The organism is Pseudoduganella sp. GW821-FHT12E03, from assembly GCF_058807115.1.
The window spans coordinates 270,377-287,417 of the sequence record NZ_JBXAQJ010000011.1; the positions used below are offsets into that span (position 1 = coordinate 270,377).

Annotated in this window: 15 protein-coding genes and 1 pseudogene; 10 read left to right on the top strand and 6 right to left on the bottom strand. The window is 64.2% G+C overall.

Annotated features, from left to right (window positions below; genetic code table 11):
* Positions 1-7 precede the first annotated feature (7 nt).
* The 6 genes from AC1RRC_RS26230 (at position 8) to AC1RRC_RS26255 (ending at position 5,446) form a co-directional block, all read left to right on the top strand.
* Entirely contained in the window at positions 8-856 is an 849-nt protein-coding gene (locus tag AC1RRC_RS26230) for a TauD/TfdA dioxygenase family protein (RefSeq protein ID WP_493058548.1), read from the top strand.
* A 146-nt stretch (positions 857-1,002) separates the two neighbouring features.
* On the top strand, positions 1,003-2,058 hold the full coding sequence (locus tag AC1RRC_RS26235; protein ID WP_493058549.1) for a beta-keto acid cleavage family enzyme: 1,056 nt from the start codon (positions 1,003-1,005) through the stop codon (positions 2,056-2,058).
* A 12-nt stretch (positions 2,059-2,070) separates the two neighbouring features.
* Positions 2,071-3,354: an MFS transporter gene (locus tag AC1RRC_RS26240; protein WP_493058550.1), complete on the top strand. Its 1,284-nt coding sequence runs from the start codon at positions 2,071-2,073 to the stop codon at positions 3,352-3,354.
* On the top strand, positions 3,351-4,007 hold the full coding sequence (locus tag AC1RRC_RS26245) for a DsbA family protein (protein WP_493058551.1): 657 nt from the start codon (positions 3,351-3,353) through the stop codon (positions 4,005-4,007). Before AC1RRC_RS26240 ends, AC1RRC_RS26245 begins: the two co-directional genes overlap by 4 nt.
* The gene (locus tag AC1RRC_RS26250; RefSeq protein ID WP_493058552.1) at positions 4,004-4,411 is read left to right on the top strand and encodes a Rieske (2Fe-2S) protein; all 408 of its coding nucleotides are present in this window, start codon (positions 4,004-4,006) and stop codon (positions 4,409-4,411) included. Before AC1RRC_RS26245 ends, AC1RRC_RS26250 begins: the two co-directional genes overlap by 4 nt.
* Positions 4,412-4,414: 3 nt before the next feature.
* Positions 4,415-5,446, top strand: a complete 1,032-nt coding sequence (locus AC1RRC_RS26255; RefSeq protein ID WP_493058553.1) for a YeiH family protein — start codon at positions 4,415-4,417, stop codon at positions 5,444-5,446.
* A gap of 286 nt (positions 5,447-5,732) precedes the next feature.
* Here AC1RRC_RS26255 and AC1RRC_RS26260 read toward each other — a convergent pair whose 3' ends face one another.
* The 3 genes and pseudogenes from AC1RRC_RS26260 to AC1RRC_RS26270 form a co-directional block, all read right to left on the bottom strand.
* The gene (locus AC1RRC_RS26260) at positions 5,733-6,116 is read right to left on the bottom strand and encodes a helix-turn-helix transcriptional regulator (protein ID WP_493058587.1); all 384 of its coding nucleotides are present in this window, start codon (positions 6,114-6,116) and stop codon (positions 5,733-5,735) included.
* 33 nt (positions 6,117-6,149) lie between these two features.
* Positions 6,150-6,794 (bottom strand): annotated as a pseudogene (locus AC1RRC_RS26265) (AraC family transcriptional regulator); the annotation flags it as partial.
* Between the two features lie 112 nt (positions 6,795-6,906).
* Positions 6,907-9,879: a glycoside hydrolase family 2 protein gene (locus AC1RRC_RS26270; RefSeq protein ID WP_493058554.1), complete on the bottom strand. Its 2,973-nt coding sequence runs from the start codon at positions 9,877-9,879 to the stop codon at positions 6,907-6,909.
* A 204-nt stretch (positions 9,880-10,083) separates the two neighbouring features.
* On the opposite strand from AC1RRC_RS26270, the gene AC1RRC_RS26275 reads away from it, so the two are divergent.
* Positions 10,084-10,803 (top strand): GntR family transcriptional regulator, encoded by a 720-nt coding sequence (locus tag AC1RRC_RS26275; protein WP_493058555.1) that lies wholly within the window; start codon positions 10,084-10,086, stop codon positions 10,801-10,803.
* Positions 10,804-10,814: 11 nt separating this feature from the next.
* Here AC1RRC_RS26275 and AC1RRC_RS26280 read toward each other — a convergent pair whose 3' ends face one another.
* The 3 genes from AC1RRC_RS26280 to AC1RRC_RS26290 form a co-directional block, all read right to left on the bottom strand.
* Entirely contained in the window at positions 10,815-11,129 is a 315-nt protein-coding gene (locus tag AC1RRC_RS26280; protein WP_493058556.1) for a hypothetical protein, read from the bottom strand.
* Positions 11,130-11,236: 107 nt separating this feature from the next.
* Positions 11,237-12,169: an L-lactate dehydrogenase gene (locus AC1RRC_RS26285; protein WP_493058557.1), complete on the bottom strand. Its 933-nt coding sequence runs from the start codon at positions 12,167-12,169 to the stop codon at positions 11,237-11,239.
* On the bottom strand, positions 12,166-12,582 hold the full coding sequence (locus tag AC1RRC_RS26290) for a universal stress protein (protein WP_493058558.1): 417 nt from the start codon (positions 12,580-12,582) through the stop codon (positions 12,166-12,168). Before AC1RRC_RS26290 ends, AC1RRC_RS26285 begins: the two co-directional genes overlap by 4 nt.
* Before the next feature lie 73 nt (positions 12,583-12,655).
* Between AC1RRC_RS26290 and AC1RRC_RS26295 the strand changes: the two genes are divergently transcribed.
* From AC1RRC_RS26295 to AC1RRC_RS26305, 3 genes are all read left to right on the top strand, one after another.
* Entirely contained in the window at positions 12,656-14,095 is a 1,440-nt protein-coding gene (locus AC1RRC_RS26295; protein ID WP_493058559.1) for an amidase, read from the top strand.
* A gap of 242 nt (positions 14,096-14,337) precedes the next feature.
* Positions 14,338-14,493, top strand: coding sequence for a hypothetical protein (locus tag AC1RRC_RS26300; RefSeq protein ID WP_493058560.1), 156 nt, complete (start codon positions 14,338-14,340; stop codon positions 14,491-14,493).
* 217 nt (positions 14,494-14,710) lie between these two features.
* Entirely contained in the window at positions 14,711-17,029 is a 2,319-nt protein-coding gene (locus AC1RRC_RS26305) for a methyl-accepting chemotaxis protein (RefSeq protein WP_493058561.1), read from the top strand.
* Positions 17,030-17,041: the final 12 nt, after the last annotated feature.

Genomic DNA, 17,041 nt, shown 5'->3' on the forward strand with positions numbered 1-17,041 from the left:
GCGCGCCATGCAAGTGGAACAACTCACCTGTGCAATCGGGGCCGAACTGACCGGCGTGAACCTGGCGGACGCCATCCATGACGATGGCCTGTTTGCGGAAATCCGCGCGCAACTGGTGCGCCACCGCGTGCTGTTCCTGCGCCGCCAGGATTTTTCGCGCGCCGAACACGTGGCGTTTGCGCGCCGCTTCGGCGAACTGGAAGACCATCCGGTGGCGGGCAGCGATCCGGAACACCCGGGCCTGGTGCGCATCTATAAAAACCCGGACCAGCCGAACGACCGCTATGAAAACGCGTGGCACACCGACGCCACGTGGCGTGAGAAGCCGCCATTTGGCTGCGTGCTGCGCTGTGTCGAGACACAGCCGGTGGGCGGCGACACGATGTGGGCCAACATGGTGCTGGCCTACGACATGCTGCCGGACGACGTCAAGCAGCGCATCGCGGGCCTACGGGCGCGCCACAGCATCGAGGCATCGTTTGGCGCGGCCATGCCGCTGGAAAAACGGCTGGCTTTGAGGAAGCAATACCCGGACGCGGAACACCCGGTGGTGCGCATCCACCCGGACACCGGCGAACGCATCCTGTTCGTCAACGCCTTCACCACCCACTTCACCAATTACCACACGCCGCAGCGCGTGCGCTTCGGCCAGGACGCTAATCCGGGCGCGGGTCAATTGCTCAGCTATTTGATCAGCCAGGCGGCCATCCCGGAATTCCAGGTGCGCTGGCGCTGGCAAGCCAACAGCGTGGCGATCTGGGACAACCGCTCGACCCAGCACTACGCCGTGATGGATTACCCGCCGTGCCACCGCAAGATGGAACGCGCCGGCATCATCGGCGAAGCGACTTTTTAAGTATAGATACCCCAATGGGTGCCGGGGCCTTCAGGCCGGGCATCCGCAGATGAACAATGGGTGCCGGGCCTTCAGGCCGGGCATCCGAAGGTAAACAATGGGTGCCGGGCCTTCAGGCCGGGCATCCTCATACTAGGAGACCCAACATGCAATTCCTCGACGATTCGCTGCACCCGGAAAACCAGGACAAGGTGGTGATCACCGTTGCGCCTTATGGCCCGGAGTGGGCGCCGGAGGACTTCCCGGAAGATATCCCGGTGACGATGGAGGAACAGGTACAAAAGGCGGTCGATTGCTACAACGCCGGCGCCACCGTGCTGCACTTGCACGTGCGCGAACTTGACGGCAAAGGCAGCAAGCGCCTGTCGAAATTCAATGAACTGATCGCCGGCGTGCGCGCACGCGTGCCGGACATGATTATCCAGGTGGGCGGTTCGATCTCGTTTGCGCCGGAAGATGACGGCCAGGCCGCGAAATGGCTGAGCGACGACACCCGCCACATGCTGGCCGAGCTGGAGCCGAAGCCGGACCAGGTGACCGTGGCCATCAACACCACGCAAATGAATATCATGGAGCTGCTGTATCCGGAATACCTGGAGGGCACGTCGCTGGCGTCGCCGATGATGCACGCGGCCTACAGCGAAATGACGGTGCCGGCCGGCCCGGCATGGGTGGCGGAGCACTTGCGGCGCCTGCAGGCGGCCGGCATCCAGCCACACTTCCAGCTGACCGGCATGCATGCGCTGGAAACGCTGGACCGGCTGGTGCGCAAGGGCGTCTATACCGGCCCGTTGAACCTGACGTGGATCGGCATTGGCGGCGGCTTCGATGGACCAAACCCGTTCAACTTCATGGACTTCCTGCGCCGCGCGCCGGATGGCGCCTGTATCACGGCCGAATCTCTGCTGAAGAACGTGCTGCCGTTTAACATGATGGCGATGGCGATGGGCTTCCACCCGCGCTGCGGCACCGAAGATACGCTGATCGGCCAGCATGGCCAGCGCATGACGTCGGTGCAGCAGATCGAACAGTGCGTGCGGGTGGCAACAGAACTGGGACGTGAGGTGGCGAGCGGCAAGGAAGCGCGCGCCATCTACCGCATCGGCGTGCAGTACCGGGACGCGGACCAGACGTTGCTGATGAATGGCATGGCGCCGAACCGCCAGCGTGGCCAGAAGAACGTGCCGCTGCGCGGCGTCTGACCGGCCCCGATCATGGCTTACGCCTCCTCCCTGCCGGACCGGCACGCCGACGATGCCGCGCCAACACCGCGCGCGTTCGCGTGGACCGTGTTTGCGCTGACCTTCGGCCTGCTGATCTCCGACTACATGTCGCGCCAGGTGCTCAACGCCGTGTTCCCGTTGCTGAAAAGCGAATGGCAACTGAGCGACGCCCGCCTCGGTTTGCTGAGTGGCATCGTGGCGCTGATGGTGGGCTTGCTGACGTTCCCGTTGTCGCTGCTGGCGGACCGCTGGGGCAGGGTGAAAAGCCTGGCGCTGATGGCGGGACTGTGGAGCCTGGCCACCTTGGGCTGCGCGCTGGCGCAAGACTACAACCAGATGTTCGTGGCGCGCTTTTTTGTCGGCGTCGGCGAGGCGGCGTATGGCAGCGTGGGCATTGCCGTCGTGCTGTCGGTGTTCCCGCGCGAATTGCGTTCGACCCTGACCGGCGCCTTCATGGCGGGCGGCATGTTCGGCTCGGTGCTGGGCATGGCGCTGGGCGGGGCGATTGCCGCGCACGTCGGATGGCGCTGGGCGTTTGCCGCGATGGCCTTGTTCGGCCTCGCGCTGGCGCTGGTCTATCCGGTGCTGGTGCGGCCATCGCGCATCCGTGGCGGCGCAGGCCGTGACAATGCCGGCGCGGCGCGGCCGCCACTGGCCAGCCTGTTCCGGGGCCGCGCGCTGCGCGCCGCATATATCGGCAGCGGCTTGCAACTGTTTGCGGGCGGCGCCTGCATCGTCTGGATGCCGAGTTACCTGAACCGCTACTACGCGCTGGGGGCGGACCGTGCCGGCGCCGGCGCGGCGCTGGTGGTGCTGGCCAGCGGCGCGGGCATGGTCTTGTGCGGCATGCTGAGCGACCGGCTGTCGCGCACGCGGGACAACCGCAAGGCGTCGCTGGCGGCGTGCTATTGCATGGGCGCGGCGGTACTGCTGGGTTCAGGCTTCCTGCTGCCGCCCGGGCCCGTGCAACTGGCGCTGATCGGCGGGGGCATGTTCCTGGCCGCCGGCGCTTCCGGTCCGGCCGGCGCGATGGTGGCGAACCTGACGCCGGGCGCCGTGCATGGCACCGCCTTTGCCACCCTAACCCTGGCCAACAATTTACTGGGACTGGCGCCCGGCCCGTTCCTGACCGGCGCGCTGGCCGACCGCGTTGGCCTGGACCGCGCGTTTTGCGTGGTGCCGCTGGCCAGTTTGCTGGCGGCCTGCGTGTTTGCCTATGCCCGCAACCACTACGATGCCGACAGCGCCGCGGTCGGCAAGGGAGACAGTGCATGAACCGCATGCTGGCCATCGATGCCTATTTCGACTTCATTTGTCCGTGGTGCCTGATCGGCAACCGGCAATTGCAGCTGGCGCTGGAATTGCTGGCGCAAAGCCGGCCGGACATTACACCGCAGGTGCGCTGGCATGGCGTGCAATTGCTGCCGCAACTGCCGGCGCAAGGCGTGCCGTTTGGCGCGTTTTACCGCGACCGCCTCGGCAGTGAAGGCGCGGTGCGGCGCCGCCAGGCGCAGGTGCTGGCGGCGGCGGAGCCGGCCGGGGTGCGCATCGACTTTTCCCGCATCGCGCTGATGCCCAATACCGCCGATGCGCACCGGTTGTTCCAGCTGGCGTGCCGCGACGGTTCGCCTGCACAGGTGGCGCAATTGATGGAGCGGCTGTACGCGGCCCATTTCGTGCTGGGTGAAAACCTCGGCGATGGCGCGCAATTGCTGGCCATGGCCGAGAGCTGCGGCTTGCCGGCCAGGGCCATGCTGCCTGCCATGCAGGGGGCGCTGCGGCCATTCAATCCCGGCATTGGCGGCACGGCGCCGGGCGGCGTGCCGCACCTGTTGCTGGACGGCTGGCTGTCGGTTAGCGGTGCGCAGCCGCCGGCGGCGCTGCTGTCGGCGATGGAGCTGGCGTTGTCGGCCAGGGCGGCGGCGTGAAGGGCGCGGCCGGCGGTGGCGGCGTTGGCAGTGAATGCAGCGGCAGTGGCGGTGGCCGCGGTGATGGCGGCAGCGCGGAGCCGGGCGCTTGCAGGCGCGTGCTGCTCGATCCCGCGCGGCTGCCGCCGCCCGGCAAGCGCACCGTGCTGGAACTGCATGGCCACAGTATCGCGCTCTTCGGCACGCCGGACGGCTGGCACGCGCTGGCCGACAGTTGCCCGCACCAGGGCGCCTCGCTGGCCGGGGGCAGGGTGGAAGGGGGCGCGGTGCAATGTCCTGCGCACGGCTTGCGCTTTGACCTGGCCACCGGCTGCCTGCGCAACGCGCCCGCGTTGAAAGCGGTTGTCTATCCCATCGAACCACACCCGGACGGCATGGTTGTCGTCTTGCCGGGCAAGGAATAAATCATGTATCCGATTTTGCAAACCCCGGCGGCCCCGACGATGGCCGCCCGCAGTGCTGCGCGCGTGCGCGAACTGGCGCCCGGCATGCTGACCTCCGCCATGGTGGCGGCGGCAGCGGCGTTCCTGTCCGAACACTATGGCGCGCCCGTGATGCTGTTTGCGCTGTTGCTGGGCATGGCGCTGAATTTCCTGTCGGAAGACGGCAAGTGCCAGCCCGGAATTGAATTTACCGCGCGCACGGTGCTGCGGCTGGGTGTGGCGCTGCTGGGCCTGAGGTTGACCCTGGCGCAGATGGCGGCGCTGGGCTGGAAACCGGTGGCGCTGGTGGTGGTGATCGTGGTGGTGACGATCGCGCTGTCGGTGCTGGCCGCGTGGCTGCTGGGCTTTAATAAACTGTTTGGCTTGCTGACGGGGGGCGCCACCGCGATTTGCGGCGCATCCGCCGCGCTGGCGCTGGCTGCCGCATTGCCGGCGCATCGGCAAAAGGAAAAGGCCACATTGTTTACCGTGATCGGCGTGTCGGCGCTGTCGACGGCGGCCATGATCGCCTATCCGATGATTGCGCAACTGTGTGACCTGTCGCCGCAGGCGGCCGGTATTTTCCTTGGCGGCACCATCCACGATGTGGCGCAGGTGGTGGGGGCGGGTTACAGCATGTCGCGCGAGACCGGTGACGCGGCCACCGTGGTGAAACTGATGCGGGTGGCCATGCTGTTGCCGGTGATCCTGTGCGCCGCCATGGTGTCGCGCGCGCAAGGGGCCCAGCCGGGCGAAGCGCGTCCGCCCTTGCTGCCATGGTTTGCCGTGGCGTTCTTCGCGCTGGCTTGCATCAACAGTACCGGCATTATCCCGATGTCGCTGCAGCAGGGCGGCAATGAAGCTTCACGCTGGTGCCTGGTGATCGCCATCAGCGCGCTGGGCATGAAAACCCGTCTGAAAGAACTGGCTAGCGTCGGCTTTAAACCCGTCGCGCTGATGATCGGTGAAACCCTGTTCCTGGCCGGCCTGGTGCTGTTCCTGCTGCGCTGGATGTAACCCACCCAATGGGGTCAGGCGTGCATTGATGCATAAAACCTGTGGGGTCAGGCGTGCAATCGTGCAGTATTTTTTTCCGCCGAAGGCGACAGCCGGGATTCGATGCGATGCAGGCGGACGGCAATCAGCCAGCCAGCTCCCGTCGTCCCTATTGGACGGCATGGCGGCAGCCCGTGGTTGCAGGGTGCTTGCCCGTTTGGCGGGTTGGGCAGGCATCATGAATGCACGAATGCACGCCTGACCCCACGGTTTTAGTGCACGAACGCACGCCTGACCCCATGGTGGGTCAGTTGCGGTAGGGCTTGCCGTGGTCGGCGCGCCACTGGGTGGGGGAGGTGCCGAATTGCGAGGTGAACCAGCGGGTGAAACTGCTGGCCACGGAATAGCCGAGCAGGTCGGCGATGCGGGCCAGCGGGTATTGCGGGCTTTGCATATAGCGCTGCGCCAGATCGCGGCGCACTTCGTTGACCAGGTCGGAAAAACTGAAGCCTTCGCCTTCGAGGCGGCGCTGCAAGGTGCGCACATTCAGTCCCAGCGCCAGCGCAATCTGTTCCGCCGTGGCGCGGCCCATCGGCAACAGCACATAAATCGCCTTGCGGACTTCGAAGGCCAGCGACATGTCCCGGCCTGGATGCAACGTGTCGAGATAGCGGCGCGCCAGTTGCGCCATCGATGGGTCGGCTTTCGGATTGGGCGCCGCCAATGAGGCGGCCGGGCAGGCGATGCCATTGAATTCCGCACGGAATACCACGTCACAGCCAAAAATGCGGCGGTGCAGCCGCAAATCGTCCGGCGCGTCATGCATGAAGCTGACCGACACCGGGCGCCAGTGCTGCCCCAGCAGATTGGCGCACAGGCGGCCCATGACCCCGATCGCCAGTTCTGTCGCTTGGCGGCGCGGCACGGCGGATTCCGTCACCACTTCTTCGCGGATCACCGCCAGCCCGCCGGATTCTTCCACATAGATAGCCAGCGCGCGGTTCATCAAATGCCGGTATTCCAGCAGCACTTGCAAGCCGTCGCGCAGGGTAGGCTGGTGCGTCAGCAGCAGGCTGACCGCGCCTAAATCCGACAGCTGGCGCGATTCCGCCATGCGCAGGCCGAAGGTCTGGCAACCGCTGGTTGCCGCCGCGTTTTCCAGCAATTGCACGGCCGCCGCGCCGGGGATCGCCTGCTCCGGGTCTTGCAGCATGGCTTTGCTCAGCCCCACGCGCGCCAATTCGGCCTGCGGATTGAGCCCAAGGTGCTGCGCCACTTCAATGAAGTTGGTCAGGACGCCGGAGCGTACCAGGATGGTCATGCGGATTCCTTCAAGGCGGGTTGCCGGCGCATAAGCGCCGCCCGTCATTGTAGGGGGCAGGGGCGGGGCAGGCAATGCGTTTGTCGCCGCATGCTGTGGCGTCCATGACGATGTGCCATGCTGACCACATCGCAACTTGCGACAGTGCCCTGCCTGCTTTCTATGGCGCCTTGTAAAACTCGATTTCCACGATCGACAGCACGCCCTTCGGTGTCTGATTGGCGCCCGTGTCCACGATGGCCTGGTTCGCCACTTCCGTCAGCTTGATGGCGTTGCTCTCGTCGGCCACGCCATTGAGCGCCACCTTGACGGTGCCGCCCTTGTGCGGCTTCAGTGGCAATGTCACATAGCCCAGGCTTTTCGGCGTCATGCCCGCATACACTTCTGCGCCATCGACCCATACGCGCAGTGGATAGCTGCGTTCGCGCCAGCCGGACAGTTTCAGCACGATTTCATTCAAGGTCGCCGCTTCCGCCAGTTGATAGGTGATGGCCGGTTCGCCCTGTCCAGGCTTGCTGGCCCAATACGTGGTTTCATCGTCATCGAAGGTTTTCGCGGCATCGGCGCCATGGCTGGCAGCAATCGCCGCCACCACGCGCACCGGCACGCGCGTCACCTTGAACGATGGCGTGGATGGCGTGGCGCCTCGCGCCAGGTGCAGCGGCAGGCCGTCGGACGGCAGGGCGCGCGCCAGCCCGTCTTTGACTGGCGCCGCGCTTGACGTCAACGCCAGTTCGGCCGGCGCCAAGCCATCGGCGCTGGCTTTGACGACGACCTTGCCCGCCTGCGTGGTGGCGCGCACCAGCACCCGGTTGACGCCACCCTCGACCGGCAACTCCCGCGCCAGCACGTGGTTGTTCGGCCCTTGCGCAATGCCGCCGCGCCATTCAGCGGGGCCCTGCAGGTCGAACTTCACGCTATGGAGTGCAACTGGATTGCGGCGGCCCTGCGCATCGACAGCTTCCACCTGTACCAGCGCCAGGTCGGCGCCATCGGCTTGCCAGCCCTTGGGCGAGGTGATGCTCGTGAGTTTCAGCGCCACCGGCGCGCCGGCCGTGGCCAACACGGTTTCACACACCGGCTTGCCGCCGGCGTCATAGCCGACGGCTTTGAGTTCGCCGGGCTGCCACGCGACATCGTCAAATGTGAACAGGAAGCGCTCGCTTTGCCGTGCCGCGCCCAGCGGCTTGCCGTTCAAGGCCAGCTCGACCCGCTCCGCACTGGAAATCACCGTCACGGGTTTGACCGTGCCCGGCGCGTAATTCCAGTGGCCGACAATGTGCGCGCGCGGCTGTTCGACATCGACCCAGCCATCCCACATCACCTGGTGCGCGTAATAACCGTCTTTCGGAATGCGCATGGCGTCCACTTCGCCGCTGCGGCGGTAATTTTCCGCACCCCGGTGATGGGTATTACTGTCCGAGAACACGATGTTGACGCCGCCGCTCGACACCCGCGTGCCGGTGCCGGGCCGTTCGCGCCAGTAGTCATACCAGCGTTTGACGTTTTCAATCGCATGCGTATCCTGGTTGCGGTTGTAGACGCTGGCGTCCTGGCCCTTGTGCAGCGGACCGTCGCCGTCGCGGTGGAATGGCGGTGTCAGGCTGTCCCAGAATTTACGGGCGCCCTCGTCGCGCGAATACTCCATCGCCCACATGGGAATGCGCGCGCTCTTATTGATGTATAACATCTCACCGCCATATTCGGCGGTCTGCTGCAGCTTCGCCGTCAGCATTTCCCGGCTGCCGGAAGCGCGCCCGCCGTGCGGGTCGAACTGGTCGCGCAGCGCCTTCATTTCCAGCATGTGCGCTTCGCTGACGCCCCGGTTGCCGCTTTCATAGAACACGATGCTGGGGCTGTTGCGGTTGTAGATGATGGCGTCGCGCATGGCATCAATGCGCTGTTCCCAGCGCCGGCCCGTGACATCGGCCTCCGAATCGCCGGCCGGCATGGCGTGCATCATGCCGAGGCGGTCCAGCGATTCCACGTCCTGCTTCCATGGCGTGATGTGCATCCAGCGGATCAGGTTGGCGTTGCCGGCCAGCGCCAGGCCGTTGCTGTAGTCGCTGAGCCATGCCGGCACCGACATGCCGACCGCCGGCCATTCATTCGAGGTGCGCTGCGCATACCCCTTCAACTGGATCGCGCGGCCATTGAGTTTGACCATGCCATTGGTGAATTCAGTCTGGCGGAAACCGGTGCGCGTGACCACGGTGTCGACCGGCTTGCCGTTGACTTTCAGCGTGGTCTCCACGCTGTACAGGTAGCCATAGCCCCAGCTCCAGAATTGCAGTCCGCTGGCCACGCCGCCGGCCTTGACGCTGACGGTGGCGCCCGGCGCGACGGTTTGCGCCGGTGCGGCGAATTGCGCGATCTGTTTGCCATCCTTGTCGCGGATTTTCACTTCATAGGCAAAGCTGCGTGGCTGCCGATGGTCGTTGCGTACTTCGGATTCCGCCCACACGGTGGCGCGGCGGCCGGCAATATCAAAGTCTTTCGCGTACACATACACGCCGGTGGTGCCCAGGGTCGAATACAGGGGCAGGGTTTGATACAGCTTGTCCGTCACATGCAGGCGCACGTTCTTTGGCAAGCCACCGTAATTGGCATTGAAATTCTTGTCGGACCACTGGTAGCGCTGGTTGGTCGCCTGTTCGCGGTAATCCCAGCGGTTATCGGTGCGCACCGCCACCACGTTGCCGCCGGGTTTCAGCGCGGAAGTGATGTCGAAGCCGAACGCGTTGATGCCGTTTTCATGCAGTCCGATGCGCTGGCCGTTGACATACACTTCGGCGGCCTGGCGCGCGCCTTCGAATTCCAGGAAGACCTTTTGTCCCTCGGCGCCGGCGGGCAATTTGAAATGCTTGCGGTACCAGGCGATGCCGGTGGAATGGTCGACGATGTCCTTGCCGAACGCGTCATCCTCATTCCAGGCGCGCGGCAGGGTGACGGGTTTCCATGCGCTGTCATCGAAGGTCGCTTGCGCGGCATCGGCCGGATCGGCCACGGCCAGCCGCCAGCCGGGGTTGAAGTTATAGACGGTGCGTTCGGCGTGGGCCGGCAGGGCAAAGGCGGCGGCCAGCAGCAGGACAACGGGGCGCGGCTTGGGGCTGAATGGATGGCGGGGGCTCATGTCCTAATATATTAGTGTGGTGAAGAAAGTCGGCCCGGATGGCGGCGGGACGTTGCCATGGGCTGGTTATGGGGTGGTATGACGGTGGATTATCCGGGTTTGCCCGGGGCCGTCTACCGGGCGCCGCGATTCGCTCAGCAGGTTGATTTTGTGGGAGGCGCGGGGAACAACCGCACCGCTGGAATGCTAGTATTTGAGTTTTGCATGCCGCCTTTTCCCATGTCCGAAGCCGCATTGCCGGGTTCCTTCCGGCTCGACCGATCGCGCAGTGCCTCGGTGCAGGTCTATGAACATTTGCGCGAGCTGATCGTGACCCTGGCGCTCAGTCCGGGCGCCGTGCTGGCGCGGCCGCAACTGTCCGATTATTTCAAGGTGTCGCTGACGCCGATCCGCGATGCCCTGTCGCGGCTCGATGATGAACGGCTGGTGGAAGTGTTCCCCCAGCATGTGACGCGGGTGCGGGCGGTCGACCTGGAATCGGCGCGCGAAGCGCATTTCCTGCGCCTGTCGGTGGAACTGGAAATCGTGCATACGCTGGCGCTGGAACCGAATCCCGCCGTGGAAGCGCATCTATTGGGATTTGTCGCGCGTCAGCGCGTGTGCCTGGACAAGGGGGATCTGGCGCGTTTCACCGCGATCGACCTCGATTTTCACAAGGCCATGTATGACGAAGCACTGTTGGGCGGTTTATGGCAGCGGCTGCGTGGCAACAGCGGCAACCTGGACCGGCTGCGGCGGCTGCACTTGCCGCTGAACGGCAAGGCGCAATCGATCCTGGAACAGCACACGGAAATTGCCCGCGCCATCGGGCGCGGCGATCCCGCCGGTGCGCAAGCGTGGGTGCGGGGCCATTTGTCCGGCACCCTGTCGGAACTCGATGCGCTCAGCAGGCAGTATCCGGATTTTATGTTGCCGATGGGGTGAGGCGATACGGCTTACGCGGCCTTGCGTTCCTGCTGGCCCGACACCTTCGCCACTTTGTCGCGCGTCTGGGAAATAATCTTGTTGAATTGGTCGGACGATACGCGGCTCAGCTTTTCCAGCGCGGAATTCACCACCGACATGCGGGCCTGGCCTTCCGCCAGGCTGGCGCCGGTTTCCACGTGGGTGACCACCCATGAATTGTTGGAAGTCGACAGCGATTTGTGCACCGCAAACTGGTGGTCCTGGAAGCGGGTTTCAATGATTTCGGCCGGGATGGTCCAGCACAGGCCTTCATTGTCGTAAATGGTTAGTTGAATAATTTTCATGATGACAGGTTGTGCAAAGGAAATGGAATGTGCATTGTCGCAATGCGATTATAGACACATTATTTCCGCATGGAAAGAAATTTTGATTCTTAGTTGCTACTAATTCATCAGTAACCCAGCGACGCCAGGGCATCGCGGATCACGCGGGCGCTGCGTGTCAGCGCCTGCAACTCCAGGTTGGATAACGCGGGAGGGATGTGGAGGGCGGCGCCGGAGGCGTCGATCTGCACCGGCATCGACAACGTGACGTCCGGCACGCCATCGATTTCCCCGCGGTGGGTGCTGACGGTCAGCACCCGCTTTTCGTCGAACAGCACGCAGCGCGCCAGCATCGCCAAAGCGGCGCCGATGCCATAGCTGGTGGCCCCTTTGCCTTCAATGATGCGGTATGCCGCGCGCCGTACGCCGGCATCGATGTCCGCCATGGCCGCTTCGTCCAGCGCTACCCCCTGCAGGGAGGCAAAGCGTTGCAGCGGCAAACCCGCCACCTGCGCGCCCGACCACACCAGCACTTCCGAATCGCCGTGCTCCCCCAGCACCTGTGCATGGACGGAATCGGTGGCGACGCCCAGGCGTTCGGCCAGCAGGGCACGGAAGCGCGCGCTGTCGAGCAACGTGCCGGTACCGATGACGCGTTCCGGCGGCAGTCCGGACAGGCGCATGGCCACATGCGTCATGACGTCCAGCGGATTGGTCGCGACCAGTAAGATCGCCTGCGGCGCGGCCCGCACCACGTCCGGGACTAGGGCGCGGAACACCTCGGCATTGCGCTGCAGCAGTTGCAGCCGGGTCTCGCCCGGCGCCTGGCTGATGCCAGCGGCCAGGATCACCAGCGCGCAGCCCTGTAAATCGTCGAAATTCCCGCAGCGCACGCGCAGTGGATGGCAGTAAGGCGTTGCGTGCAGCAGGTCCAGGTGCTGCGCTTCGGCCAGCGCAGCGTTGCGGTCCACCAGCACGATGTCGCTGCCGATACCCTGATTGATCAGTGCAAACGCCGCCGCGCCACCCACCGCGCCGGCGCCGACGATGCCGATTTTCATGGCGTCTCCGAGCGGAAGACCAGCACCGGGACCGTGCTGTGCAACAGCACTTTGCGGGTTTCGCTGCCTTTCACCAGACCATGCAGTCCCATGCGGCCATGCGAGCCCATGGCAATCAAATCGCAGCGCAATTCATGCGCGGATTTCAGGATCGCCGCATGTGGTGCCGCCGCGTAGCGCAGCAGCGGCACGCAGTGCACCGCATGGGTATGGGCCGCCGCCATTGCGGCCGCCAGCGGCGGGCAATCGCTGTGGTCGGGGCAGGGCGCGTGGGTGGACAGCACGTGGCTGTCAGGCTGCACGTGCAGCGCCGTGACCTGGGCGCCGACCGAGGCGGCAAAGCGCATGCACGAGGCAATGGCGGCTTCCGATGCCGGCGAATCGTCCACAGGTAATAAAATGTGTTTGTACATATATCAATTCTCCCCATATTGAGAGTGTCGTAGTTGCAACCCACAATTTCCTTGACCTGGATCAAATTTACTCATGACACGCCCCGCACACCTGCAAACCGATGCCGTCGCCTTGCGCACCCAGCTGGACCAAGGCGAACTGTCCGCCGCCCAATTGCTGGAACGCCAGCTGGCGCGGCTCGAGGCCACCCAACCCCTGATCAATGGCGCCACGGCAATCCTGCGCACGCAGGCGCAGGAACAACTGGCGCAGCTGGAGCAGCAGGAGCGCTTGAGCGGCGCGCCGCGCGGCCCGCTGTATGGCTTGCCCTGTTCAGTGAAGGAAACCTTTGGCATGGCCGGCCATAACGTCACGGCAGGATCGATGCGCATGACACCGCAACCGCATGCACAGGATTCCAACGTGGTGGCGCGGCTCAAAGCGGCAGGGGCGATTGTCATCGCACGCGGCAACGTGCCGGAGTTTGCGATGACCGGGGAAACCACCAATCTCCGCTTTGGCCGCACCAATAACCCGATCGACCCGGAGCGGGTGGCGGGTGGCTCGTCCGGCGGCGAGGGCGCCCTGGTGGGCTCCGGCGCCGCCGTGTTCGGCCTGGGCTCCGACATCCTGGGATCAATCCGCATTCCCGCCGCGTTTTGCGGCGTGGTCGGATTCAAACCGTGTTCGACTGCCGTCGATGGCGAAGGGACCTGGCCCCATGTGGTGGGGGAAACAGCCAACTGGCTGGGCATCGGGCCATTGACACGCAGCGTGCGCGATGCGCGCCTGGTGTACGGCGTGATTGCCAACCAGGCGCCGCCGCCGCCGGCTTCCGTCGAGGGCATGCGCCTGATCGGACCGGACGGGTTTCCATTCCGGATTGACGATGCCGCGATCGGTATGGCGCTGGCCGCCGCGCAACAGGCGCTGCTCGGCGCCGGCCTGCGCCGCGATCCGGCCGGCAAGGCGGAATTCGCCGATGTCGGCAGCCTGTTTTTCAAAGTCCCGGCCGCCATCTTGCACGATGGCGCCGAGGAATGGCAGCGCCTGCTGAGCACGCCGGAGGCGGGGTGTTTCAATGTCTGGGGCGAGGCGCTGCGGCAATTGACGGGACGCGCCACCATCGACCGTGGCCTGTTCCTGTGGCTGCTGCAAAACGCCACCCTGGCGCAAGCGATCAAGCCGCACAGCGAGCGCGCCGCGCGCAAGCTGGCGGCCACATTTGAACAGGCGCGCGCCCGCTACCGCGCCTTGCTGGGCAGCGATGGCGTGTTGCTGTTGCCACCGCTGGGCATGTTGGCGCCGCGCCATGGCGATATGAACCGCAAGACCTTGCGGCCGGGCCCGAACGGCCTGGTGACGCCGATTACGTTTTGCAATTATTGTGATCTGCCCGCCATCTCGATCCCGGCCTGGAAGTTCATGGACCCGGCGACCGGACTGGCGCCGGCGGTCATGCTGGCCTGCGCGCCGGGGGCGGAAGGGCGCTTGCTGGATGCGGCAGCTGTTGTCGAGGCGGCATTAAATTAGCCGCGTGCGAAATCACGTGGTTGCCCGGCGCGGCTGGGCCGTTGCTTGGCCGCCACGCCCAACTGGTTGTTACAACTTTTGGCTAATGAAACAGCCGTTTCCGGTCGCTAATACTGGTAAGCGCACCACTTAAAGCTGCAACAGCACCGCGAACCTGCTTGTATTCCCAGCCTGTCGCGGCCCTGCACCGGCGCACCATGTCACTGTACCGCAGCAAAACAGTGACCACGCAGGAGGCCATCATGAGCCAGAGCACCACGCAAACCACGCATCCTTCCAAGAAGGCTGTCCGCGACCTGATGCAACAGCGCCGCATCGAACAAACTCCCCCGCCCGCACCGGAGCGCATCCGCGAACAACTGGGATGGTGGCTGATCCCGGCAAATAAATTGGCGTAGTGATCATTGATCTGATCATGTGACATTTCGATAGATTTCTGCGCCAGATCAATGTGCATAATGATTTCCAGGAGTTGCTTTCTGGAATAAAAATTTTGCCGGAAATAAAGGCCGCCCCGCCCCCGCGTCCCTGTTGACTCCTCCCAGCTGATACCGCTGCGTGATACCGCGCCGCGGTTTCCGTACTCCAAGCGTTTCGCTTAACAGGGATATCACTATGTTCAGGAATTTGAAGATAGCCGGCCGGCTAGGGTTGGGGTTTGGCAGTGTGGTTGCGCTACTGCTGATACTGGCTGTTGTCTCGGTACAACGGCTGGCAGGAGTCAACGAACAAACCCGGCTGATCCTGGACGACCGCTACGTCAAATACGTGCTGGTGCAGGACGTGGTGAAAAATTCCCTCGACAATGCGCGCCACTTCCGCACCATGCTGATTGCCACCAGCGAGGCGGAATCGGAAAAGGCCCACCGCGCGGCGGAAACCAACCGCACGGAAATAGCGGAAGCGCTGGGCAAGCTGCAAAAACTCGTGACCATCGAGCGCGGGCGGCAATTGCTGAAGGACGTCAACGACAAGCGCACCTTGGCCGAATCCAAATACGAACCGTTTTATGCGCTGGCCAAAAGCGACCGCAAGGCAGCGGCGGAATTCCTGCGCGCCGAACTGGTGCCGGCCAATGAAGCGTTCTGGGGAGCGCTCGATGCGCTGGCGCATTTCCAGTCCGAACTGATGGACCGCTCGGGCGACGAAGTCGCCGCATCGTATGAAAGTACGCGCACGCTGGTGATTACCGTGGCGGTGGTGGCGGTACTGGTGTCGATCGGCATCGCCGCGCTGATTACCATGGCCATCACGCGTCCCCTGCGGGAAGCGGTGGAGGTGGCGAAGCGGCTGGAAGCGGGGGATGTCAGCATGCAGGTGGCGCAAGGCGGCCGCGATGAAACCGGCCAGTTGCTCAATGCCATGGGCAGCATGGTGGTCAAGTTGAATAAAGTCGTGGAAGGCCAAAAACTGGCGGTGGCCGCCGCCAACCGGGGCGACTTCCATGCTCGGGTTGATACCGACGGCTTGCAGGGGTTCCAGAAAGACCTGGGTGATGGCCTCAACCAGTTGATGGTGACGACCGGCGCCAGCGTGGCGGACGTGGTGCGCGTGATGGGCGCCGTCTCCGAGGGGGATTTGACGAAAACCATCGACAAGCCGTACGAGGGCGCATTTGACCAGCTGAAAACCTACACCAACAGCACCATTGGCAAACTCAACCTGGTGATCGACGATGTGGGCCGGGTGATGGGCGCGATTTCCGAAGGGGATTTGAGCCAGACGATTTCCCGCCAGTACGAAGGCGCGTACGGCAACCTGAAAACCTATGCCAACAATACCGTCGGCAAGCTGAACCTGGTGATCGAAGGCCAGCGCCGCGTGGTGGAGTCGGCCAACCATGGCGATTTCACGTCGCGGATCGATGCGTCCAGCCTGAAGGGCTTCCAGAAGGAGTTGGGTGACGGCATGAACCAGTTGATGGCGACCACCGGTGGTTCGATCGATGACGTGGTGCGGGTGATGGGGGCGCTGGCCGAAGGCGACTTGAGTAAAACCATCGACAAGCATTATGAAGGCAGCTTTGGCGAGCTGAAGTCGTACGCCAACAATACCGTGAGCAAGCTGCTGCAAGTGGTCACGGAAGTCAACCAGGGCGCCCATTCGTTGGCCAGCGCGTCGGAAGAAGTGTCGGCCACGGCGCAGTCCTTGTCGCAAGCGTCCAGCGAACAGGCGGCCAGCGTGGAAGAAACCAGCGCTTCGCTGGAACAAATGACGGCGTCGATTTCGCAGAATACGGAAAACGCGAAAGTCACCGATGGCATGGCCACCAAGGCGGCACAGGAAGCGGCGGAGGGCGGTGAAGCCGTGAACGCCACCGCGGCGGCCATGAGACAGATTGCCGCCAAGATCGGCATCATTGACGATATCGCGTATCAAACCAATTTGCTGGCGCTGAACGCGGCGATCGAAGCGGCCCGCGCCGGTGAGCACGGTAAAGGTTTTGCGGTGGTGGCGGCGGAAGTGCGCAAGCTGGCCGAACGCAGCCAGGTGGCGGCGGCGGAAATCGGGGAAGTGGCCAGCAGCAGCGTGGAGCTGGCGCAGCGGGCCGGCCAGTTGCTGGGCCAGATGGTGCCGAACATCAAGCGTACCTCCGACCTGGTGCAGGAAATCTCCGCCGCGTCGGACGAGCAATCGTCGGGCGTGGCGCAAATCAATGCCGCCGTGCTGCAACTGTCGCAGACCACGCAGCAAAACTCCGCCAGTTCCGAGGAACTGGCCGCTACGGCTGAGGAAATGAGCGGGCAGGCGGAACAATTGCAACGCACCATGGGCTTCTTCAAAGTGGACTCGGGATTCCAGGGCCATATGACGCATGCGGCAGTGCGAAAAGGCACAGCGCCGCGGGCGCAGGTGCGCCGTTCCGGAGAGGGCGCAACCGGCCGGGCCGCCTCGCTGCCGGATTTCGACGAAACGAATTTCGCCCGCTTCTGACACGGAGGATGC